General features: G+C 62.5%; 4 protein-coding genes and 1 pseudogene. 3 read left to right on the top strand and 2 right to left on the bottom strand.

Annotated features, from left to right (window positions below):
- Nucleotides 1-1,204 (top strand): annotated as a pseudogene (locus EN984_RS15595) (bifunctional [glutamine synthetase] adenylyltransferase/[glutamine synthetase]-adenylyl-L-tyrosine phosphorylase); the annotation flags it as partial.
- A 93-nt stretch (nt 1,205-1,297) separates the two neighbouring features.
- On the opposite strand, the gene EN984_RS15590 reads toward EN984_RS15595, so the two are convergent.
- The gene (locus EN984_RS15590) at nt 1,298-3,619 is read right to left on the bottom strand and encodes a PAS domain-containing sensor histidine kinase (protein ID WP_127270967.1); all 2,322 of its coding nucleotides are present in this window, start codon (nt 3,617-3,619) and stop codon (nt 1,298-1,300) included.
- Between the two features lie 220 nt (nt 3,620-3,839).
- Between EN984_RS15590 and EN984_RS15585 the strand changes: the two genes are divergently transcribed.
- Both EN984_RS15585 and EN984_RS15580 read left to right on the top strand, forming a co-directional pair.
- Nucleotides 3,840-4,136 (top strand): type II toxin-antitoxin system RelE/ParE family toxin, encoded by a 297-nt coding sequence (locus EN984_RS15585; protein ID WP_127270969.1) that lies wholly within the window; start codon nt 3,840-3,842, stop codon nt 4,134-4,136.
- Between the two features lies 1 nt (nt 4,137).
- The gene (locus EN984_RS15580) at nt 4,138-4,443 is read left to right on the top strand and encodes an addiction module antidote protein (protein WP_127270971.1); all 306 of its coding nucleotides are present in this window, start codon (nt 4,138-4,140) and stop codon (nt 4,441-4,443) included.
- A gap of 24 nt (nt 4,444-4,467) precedes the next feature.
- Here EN984_RS15580 and pepN read toward each other — a convergent pair whose 3' ends face one another.
- Nucleotides 4,468-7,113: an aminopeptidase N gene (gene pepN, locus EN984_RS15575; RefSeq protein ID WP_127269853.1), complete on the bottom strand. Its 2,646-nt coding sequence runs from the start codon at nt 7,111-7,113 to the stop codon at nt 4,468-4,470.
- Nucleotides 7,114-7,400 lie beyond the last annotated feature (287 nt).

Genomic DNA, 7,400 nt, shown 5'->3' with positions numbered 1-7,400 from the left:
GATCATGGGGGCCGCCCCCCGGCTGGCGGCGATCATCACCCGCAGGCCGCATGTCTTCGATGGTTTGCTCGACCCGGCCATGCTCACCGAATTACCCGACCGCGCCTATCTGTCGGCGCGGCTTTCCGCCTTCGTCGAGGGCGACCGGCTTTACGAGGATGTGCTCGACCGGCTGCGCATTTTTGCCTCCGAGCAGAAATTCCTGATCGGTGTCCGGCTGCTCGCCGGCTCGATCGATCCGGCGCGGGCCGGCCGCGCCTTTTCCGATCTGGCGGATCTCACCATCGAGGCTGCGTTGCAGGCGGTGACGGCCGAATTCGCGGCACGCCACGGCACCATTGCCGGCGGCGTGGTTGCGCTGCTCGGTATGGGCAAGCTTGGCAGCCGCGAGCTGACCGCCGGATCGGATGTCGACCTGATCCTGCTCTACGACCACGCGTCGGATGCCGAAGAGTCCGATGGCGACAAGCCGCTGGCACCTTCGCATTACTACACCCGCATGACGCAAAGGCTGATCGCGGCGGTGTCCGCGCCGACGGCGGAGGGGGTGCTCTACGAACTCGACCTGCGCCTGCGGCCGTCCGGCAACAAGGGACCGGTGGCCACCCATATCGATGCCTTCAAGAAATACCAGCGCCAGGAAGCCTGGACCTGGGAGCACATGGCGCTGGCCCGCGCGCGCGCCATAGCCGGTGACGCTAGCCTGTGCGGCGAGGTTGAAGCGGAAGTAGCGGCTGTACTTGGCCAGCCGCGCGATGCTGCAAAGGTGATGGCCGAGGCTGCGGACATGCGGGCCATGATCGAGAAGGAAAAGCCGCCGCGCGATCTCTGGGACATCAAGCTTATTCCCGGCGGCCTCATCGATCTCGAATTCATCGCCCAGGTGGCCGTCATTACCGGGCAAGTCGAGACCGGGCGCCGCGCCACCGGCACCGCCGAGATCCTGTCGCGCCTGGCACCGGGCTTCGCGGCTGCCGGGGTGAGGCAGGAGCTTGGCGATGCCTACGCGCTCTATCTGGCGCTGACCCAGATGACGCGGTTGTGCCTCACGGGAGCCTTCGAGCGCGACGACGTTCCGCCGGGGCTTTCGGATCTGCTTCTGGCGGTGACCGACCTGCCGGATTTCGGTGTGCTGGAAGCACACCTCAAGGAGACGTCGCAGAAGGTCAGGAAGGATTTCGATCTTTTGCTTCGTACGGGATGACCGTGAAGCGGTCGTTCGGAGTATCGGACAAAAATGAGACCCTGTTTGGGGAAATCCGATGCTCAAGCAAAGAGATAGAGCCGGCGGAAAATCTCACGCTGCAACCTTGATCGCCAGCACGGCCCTCTTCACCGGAATGCGCACCGACACGATCGTGCCGACACCTTCGCTCGACCGGATCTTCAGCGCGCCGCCCTGAAGCTCGGCCAGCGAACGTGAGATGGCAAGGCCAAGGCCAGACCCGGCATGGCTCTTGGAGAACTGGTTCTGCACCTGCTCGAAGGGCCGTCCGAGCTTGCCGAGCGCCTCCTTGGGGATGCCGCAGCCATTGTCCTCGATCGTCAGCACCAGCGCACCGGATGTGTTGCGGGCCCTGACCGATATGTGGCCGCCCTGGCCGGTGAACTTCACCGCATTGGACAAAAGGTTGATGACGATCTGCTTGATCGCACGGCGATCGGCGACCAGCGTCAGCGCATCGGCAATGCGCGTTTCCACGGTGATGGCCTTTTGCGCCGCCTGCAGCGAAACGACGCGTACGGTTTCGCTGATCAGCGGGCCGAGGTCGATTTCTTCCCGGTCCAGAGAGAACTGGCCAGCCTCGATCTTGGACATGTCGAGAATATCGTTGATGACGCCCAGCAGATATTTGCCGCTGCTGTTGATGTCGGTGGCATATTCCTCGTAGCGCTCCGATCCGAGTGGGCCGAACAGCCCTTGCTCCATCAGTTCGGAGAAGCCGATGATCGCGTTCAGCGGCGTGCGCAACTCATGCGACATGTTGGCCAGGAATTCGGATTTGGCCCGGTTCGCCGCTTCGGCCCGTTCGGTTTCCTTCATGTATTTGCGGTTGAGGTCGACCAGTTCGCGCGAACGCTCCTCCTCGGCCCGCCGCGCCAGGCTGAGATCATGGATCGTTGCCATCAGCCGCCGCTCGCTGTCGACCAGCTTCTCCTGGTGCAGCTTGATCTGGGTGATGTCGGAGCCGACCGAGACGATGCCGCCGTCCCGGGTCTTCAGTTCGTTGACCTGCAGCCAGCGGCCGTCGGCCAGCTGCCGCTCGAAAGTGGCGCCGCCTTGCAGGCCGCTGGTGTGGGCAAGGCGCCGTTCGGAAGCAAAGGCCAGCATGCGTTCTTCCAGCGCCGCGCGCGCGGTGCCCGGCATCACGTCGCGGTCCGAAAGCCCGTTGTCCTGCTGGTATTTGGAATTGCACATGATCAGGCGCTGCGTCGAATCCCACAGCACGAAGGATTCGTTGATGTTCTCGATCGCCGTTCTGAGGCGAAGGTCGGCAGCCTCGGAACGCAGCGCCAGATGACGCTGTTCGGTGACGTCGACGGCAATGCCGATCAGCTGGATCTCCGGCGCTTCCGGATCGATGACCTGTGCCCGTGCGCGCATCCAGACCCATTGGCCGTCCGCATGGCGCATGCGGAACACCTGGTCGATATGATCGATCTCGCGTGCGACGATTCTGTTGGCGAGCTCGAACAGATCGCCGTCCTCGGGATGGATGATCTGGTCGACCTCGCCGAAGGACAGCATCGTGTCGCAGGGCTTGTAGCCGAGCATGTCATACATCGAGCGTGACCAGTACATCTTGCCGCGCACCATGTCCCAGTCCCACAGGCCGCAGCGGCCGCGCACCAGCGCCATGTCGATGCGCTGATGCGCTTCGAGGTAGATACGGTCAGCCGCCTGCGCACGCGCCGCCTGGCCGAAATAGGCATAGAGGATGACGATCAGCACACCGGCCGTCAGCACGAACAGGGTGACGTTCAGCGAAACAGTCTTGCGCCATGCATCGAAAACCGCGTCCTGTGGCACCAGGGCCGCCGATGCACCCTTTCCGCCATTCGCCAGGCTGACCGCCGCGTACCAATCCCGTCCGTCGATGTTGACGTCCATGACGCCGGCACGATCGCCGAACATGAACAAGGGCTGGCCGCCCTCGACGAGGCCGTCGAGCGAATGGCCCTGCCATGGCATCGAGCGCGGCGTCACCGCGACGATCTTGAAAGCGCTGTCGGTGATGACAAGCACATGGCTGCGGCCCATCGCGCCCTGACGGCTGGTGGTCTCCAGCAGATCCTGTATGGCGCCGGGCACCGTTTCCGAGGTTGTGGCGAGCGAACTGGCCAGCTGGCCCGCCGCCAGCGTCAGGATCGCCTTGGCATTGCGCTCGACATCGTCGCGCTCGTTCATCAGCGACAGCACACGCAGCGCCGCGATGACGATCAGGAAGGTGATGATGAGGACAGGTATTGATCGGCGCAGCAGCGGCTCGGCGGCCAGAAGCCGCCGGTAGGCCGGTTCGGCGATGAGCCGCGTATTCCCGGCAAGACCGTCGCCGCGCGTCTCGCGATGCGCAAAAACCGTCCCTCCGGGCGCGCCCCACGCGTCCGCCTTCGCCATAAATGGCACTCCCCGAATTTGCCTATGCTGCTTGGTGATCCGGCAAACGCCGCACATCCGAATCGTCAGTAAAGAATCAAAGGTGATTCGCCTTGTCCAGTAGTCCGGCGAAAAAAGATTAAAAATCGACTAAAATAATGCCGAAACGGTCCAATGCCGCTTGTGCGCCTGACCGTCTCTGAGGATTGACAAATTGTAGTTTATAAACTACATGATCCTCATGATCGACCTGAAGCAGACGGAAACGTTCCGAAAGTGGTGGACGCGGCTAAGGGATGAGCGCGCTCGGGGTGCGATCTTTGCTCGGCTCGACCGCCTTGCCTATGGGCATCCGGGAGATGTCGAGCCCGTGGGGGAAGGGATAAGCGAGTTGCGTATCCACTACGGCCCGGGCTACCGCGTCTATTTTCAGAAGCGGGGGACCACGATCATCGTCCTTCTGTGCGGCGGCGACAAAGGCACCCAAAAGAAGGACATCACGACGGCGAAACGTCTGGCAAAGGAATGGAGCGAATGAAATGGCTGAGAAACTGACAACCTTTGATCCGGCTGAAGGCCTGACCTCTGATGAGGCCATTGCGGCATTCATGGCGGAAGCATTTGCTTCCGAAGATTCCGGCTATATCGCGCACGCGCTGGGTGTCGTAGCCCGCGCCAAGGGCATGGCCCAAATAGCGAGCCAGACGGGACTTTCGCGTGAACAGCTTTATCGCTCCTTCAGTGAGAACGGCAATCCGACCCTGAAAACGACGATTGCCGTGATGAAGGCGCTTGGGATCGAGTTGACCGCAAAGCCCCAGTCCCATCAGCCGGGACTGATTTAACGGGCGCTTGAAGAAATTGCATATTTACGTCAGCGTGCGCTCGACGATATCCCGCAGATCCGCCGACAGGTTTTCGGCGCCGGCGATCGACAGCAGCGCTTCCCTGGCCTTGGCCTGCCGCAAAGGTTCGAGCGAACGCCACGATCTGAGCGCCGTCGCCAGCCTGGCCGCCACTTGCGGGTTGCGCTTTTCAACCTCGAGCACAGTCTGGGCAAAGAACCAGTAGCCTTCGCCGTCAGCACGATGGAAGCCGGTCTGGTTGGCGCTGGAGAAGGTGCCGATCAGCGAGCGCACCCGGTTCGGATTGCCCATCGAGAAGGCCGGGTGGCTGGTCAGGGCCTTCACGGTGTCGACGGTTTGCGGTCCCGGAACGCTGGCCTGGATCTGGAACCATTTATCCATGACCAGCGGGTCGGACCTATAGGTCGTCTCGAAAGCCGCCAGCGCCTCGACCGCCTCGGGCGAACCGTGGTGACGATGCGCGAGCACGGCAAGTGCTGCCGCGCGGTCGGTCATGTTGGTCGCCGACTGGAAATGCCTGGCGGCGAGTGCTGCTCCACTCGGCTGCAGCGACAGATAATCCAGCAAGGTGTTGCGCAAGGCGCGTCGTCCGGCGCTCGCCGCGTCGGGGCTGAACGCTGCTTTGTCTGCAAGGCCGCGGTAAAGGCCCGAAAAAACGTCCCGGTTCGCAGTGCCGATCGCCAACGCCAGTGCCTCGCGAGCCGCATAGATAGCATCGGGGTCGATGTTCCGGCCGATGTCGCGGGCGATGTCGGCTTCGCCGGGCAATGCCAGCGCCAGTGCTCGATAGGCCGGCTCCAGGGTCTCGTCGCCGGCGATGCTGCCGGCGAGTTCGATCAGCCGCGGTGCAAAGGCCGGCTGCTTGCCGCCGAGGATCTCGCGGAAGGCGGTGATCAGTGCATCGGTCAGCAATGTATTGAAGGCCTGCCAGCGCGAGAAGGCGTCGCTGTCATGGCGGGCGAGAAAGAACTGGTCGTCGGCTTTCTGCTCGACGGACAATGTCACCGGCGCCGAAAAGCCGCGGTTGAGCGACACGGCCGGGCGCTCGGTGACGCCTGAAAACCGCACCATGTGGCGACGCTTGCGGATATGGATGACGCCGTCCTCGACGCTGGCGCCTTCGACGCCGCTATATGGCACAGGCTTGCCGCCGGCGCCGATCAGGCCGAAAGCCAGCGGGATGTGCATCAGCCGCTTGCGGCTTTCGGAGGGTGTCGGCGGTACCGACTGCTCGATTTCGAGCGTGAATTCCTGCGCCGCCGGATTGTGCGTCGAACTGATCGTCAGGTTCGGCGTGCCTGCCTGATGATACCAGAGCGCGAACTGCGACAGGTCGCGGCCGGACGCATCCTCGAACACCTTGATGAAATCCTCGATCGTCGCCGCGTCACCGTCGTGCCGCTCGAAATAGAGGTCCATGCCGGCGCGAAAGACGTCGGCACCGAGAATTGTGCGGATCATGCGCACCACTTCAGAGCCCTTCTCGTAGACCGTGGCGGTGTAGAAATTGTTGATCTCGCGGTAGCGGCGCGGCCGCACTGGATGCGCCAGTGGGCCCTGGTCCTCGGGAAACTGGTGGGCGCGCAAGGTGCGCACTTCGGCGATGCGCTTGACCGCGCGCGAGCGCTGGTCGGCGGAGAATTCGTGGTCGCGGAAAACCGTCAGGCCTTCCTTCAGGCAGAGCTGGAACCAGTCGCGGCAAGTGATTCTGTTGCCTGTCCAATTGTGGAAATACTCATGCGCGATGATCGCCTCGATATTGGCGAAATCGGCGTCCGTCGCGGTCTCCCGGTCGGCCAGCACATATTTGTCGTTGAAGATGTTGAGGCCCTTGTTCTCCATCGCTCCCATGTTGAAGTCGGACACGGCGACGATGTTGAAGACGTCGAGATCGTATTCGCGGCCGAATGCCTCTTCGTCCCATTTCATCGACCGCTTCAGGGCATCCATCGCGTAGCCGGCCAGCTTCTCCTTGCCGGGCTCGACATAGATGCCGAGTTCGACCGTGCGGCCCGACAGCGTGACGAAACTGTCTGCAAGCTGGCCGAGATTGCCGGCCACCAGCGCGAACAAATAGGATGGCTTGGGAAAAGGGTCGTGCCACACTGCATAGTGCCAGCCGTCGCCGAGGTCGCCCCTGTCGACCAGGTTGCCGTTGGACAGGAGCAGCGGCGCTTCGTCACGCATTGCTTCTATGCGCACCGTGTAGACGGACAGGATGTCGGGACGATCGAGGAAATAGGTGATGCGGCGAAAGCCCTCCGCTTCGCATTGCGTGCAGTAGACATTGCTCGAGCGGTAGAGGCCCATCAGGGCTTCGTTGCCCGCCGGCGCCACCTCGGTCTCTATGAGCAACTGGAAGCGACGTGCCGCCGGAGGCTTGAGGATTGTCAACCGGTCAGGCGTCGCCAGCAGATCCGCCGGTTTTACCTTCTTGCCGTCGATCTCGATGCGCTTGAGCGTCAGCCCGTCGCCGTCGAGCACCAACGGTGCCGACAGGGAGACGTCGTCACGACGCTCTATCGTGAGGACGGCGGTGACACGCGTTGCGTCTGGCGAAAGGCGGAAGGTAAGGTCGGTTTTCGGAATGAGGTAGTCGTTGGGGCGATAGTCTTCGAGTTTGAAGACCTGGCCGGTGTCCGTGCGCATTCCGTGGGTTTTCCTGTCGATTGCGTTGGCGGCGGATTGTGTCCGCTGGTCCAAGAAATTTGAAGTCCGCGCTCTTTACACGAAACGGCCCCTCGACAAAACTGAGGCAATGCCTATTTCAGGCGTTCCTTCTCCTGTCATCATCACGAGGCACCCATGACCGTCGTCACACCGAAATTCGGCATGGGCGCATCCGTGCTGCGGCGCGAGGATGCCGCCTTCATCCAGGGCCAGGGCCGCTATACCGACGACATCCAGCCGGCTGGCGTCCTGCATGGCTATGTCCT

It is taken from the genome of Mesorhizobium sp. M7A.F.Ca.CA.004.12.1.1 (assembly GCF_003997835.1).
Classification (GTDB): Bacteria; Pseudomonadota; Alphaproteobacteria; order Rhizobiales; family Rhizobiaceae; genus Mesorhizobium.
The sequence above is the reverse complement of the archived record's forward strand: the minus strand, read 5'-3'. Positions and strand labels throughout refer to the sequence as shown.